This is a genomic window from Pseudomonas sp. CM27 (assembly GCF_013179515.1).
GTDB lineage: Bacteria > Pseudomonadota > Gammaproteobacteria > Pseudomonadales > Pseudomonadaceae > Aquipseudomonas.
The window spans coordinates 1-1,269 of sequence record NZ_JABMCN010000442.1 but is presented as its reverse complement, the minus strand read 5'-3'; the positions used below and the strand labels follow the sequence as shown (position 1 = coordinate 1,269).

The 1,269-nt window shown below is 64.9% G+C and carries 3 protein-coding genes; all 3 read right to left on the bottom strand.

What is annotated here, in order from left to right:
- Positions 1-353 (bottom strand): hypothetical protein (locus HP547_RS28805; RefSeq protein WP_172288899.1); only part of this gene is annotated, 353 nt, incomplete at its 3' end.
- On the bottom strand, positions 350-1,000 hold the full coding sequence (locus HP547_RS28800) for a prepilin-type N-terminal cleavage/methylation domain-containing protein (RefSeq protein ID WP_172288897.1): 651 nt from the start codon (positions 998-1,000) through the stop codon (positions 350-352). The genes HP547_RS28800 and HP547_RS28805, both read right to left, overlap by 4 nt.
- Entirely contained in the window at positions 997-1,179 is a 183-nt protein-coding gene (gene pilV / locus HP547_RS28795) for a type IV pilus modification protein PilV (RefSeq protein WP_172288895.1), read from the bottom strand. The genes HP547_RS28800 and pilV overlap by 4 nt, the downstream gene beginning before the upstream one ends.
- Positions 1,180-1,269 lie beyond the last annotated feature (90 nt).

Genomic DNA, 1,269 nt, shown 5'->3' with positions numbered 1-1,269 from the left:
ACCCGGAACAAGGTGACCTGCTGCCCTGGGGGCATGTGTGCAGCACCGTTGCTGGTACCCAGGTTCTGCAGCTGGAAAAAGCCGGTTGGCGCACGCTGCCATTGCCCGCCCAAATCGTGCGGTCGAGTCGGCGGCAGGCACGCCTTGCAAGAGTCAGGGGGTGCCCGCTGGAGTTCGCCATGCCCAGCTTGCAGGGCCTGCTCGGCCTGCTCCAGCGCCAGCAGGCTGTCGCTCAGGTAACCGGTCATCCGCGTGGCCGTAACTGCGTCGCGCAGGGCTGATGCGGCAAGCAGACCCAGCAACATGCTCAGCACCAAAGCCAGCAACAAGACCACGCCACGCTGCCGGTTCATGGCGTCGATACCGGATTGCGAATCGCCACACTGAGCTCGTGGTGTTGCTCCAGGTGCAAAGCCGGCTCGTACAGCGTCAATTGAAGATCGATCCGTGCCCTGCCCGGCAGCCGTACATGCGTCACTTGCAGCGCGCGCACATGGTCGATCAGGGGCTGGGGGCGATCACGGCGGCGCGTGAAGTACAGGGTCTTGCCCTCGAGATGATAACGGTACCGGCTGACCGGGACTGCCAGAAGCCTGTCGCTGCCTTGCGCGCGCCCCTGGTACACCTTCGCCTCGTTGGTACAGTTGGTCAGCAAGGTCCAGTCCGGATCGCCAGCGTGGCCCGGCAGCTCGGCAACCACCAGGCTCAGGCTTGACGGACCGACCTCCAGTGGCCGGGCGAAGACCTTATAATTCGCCGGGTCCGGAAAGTCGCCTGGTTTCAGCCGCAGGCAGCCGAACATCCCCGCCATGCGGATATCCTGCGCCATGCGCAATAGCGCCAGCCGGGCATCCTGCTGCATCCGCACTGCCGTACCTTGCAAGCGCCAGGCCTGGTGAGCGGAGGCAAACAGCTGGCTCGCGGCGGTCAGCAGCGTCAACCCGATGGCCAGCGCCAGCAGCAGTTCAAGCAAGCCGAAACCACCCTCTGCGCGCCTCACGGCAGCCGCCGCTCATGCTCGCTGTACGCCGCCATCGCCGCCTGCCCGTCGCGGCGCGCAGTGTCGGTGGCTTGCAATGCCTGAAGCTGGAGAGCCGCCGCCGCGAACAGCCCCACTGCCAAAACCACCACCGCCAACAGCACCTCCAGTAGCGTCATGCCCCGTTGCCTTGCGTGCATCCCTGCACCTCCTCGGATTTTTCCTGCAATCAACTTGAACCTGAGCGACTAGACCCCCTGCCCAACGATCGTGAAGCTATAGCGAAGCAC

Excerpts from the sequence above, each read along its gene's own strand:
- pilV (WP_172288895.1), bottom strand. The coding sequence starts at position 1,179 with ATGCACGCAAGGCAACGGGGCATGACGCTACTGGAGGTGCTGTTGGCG.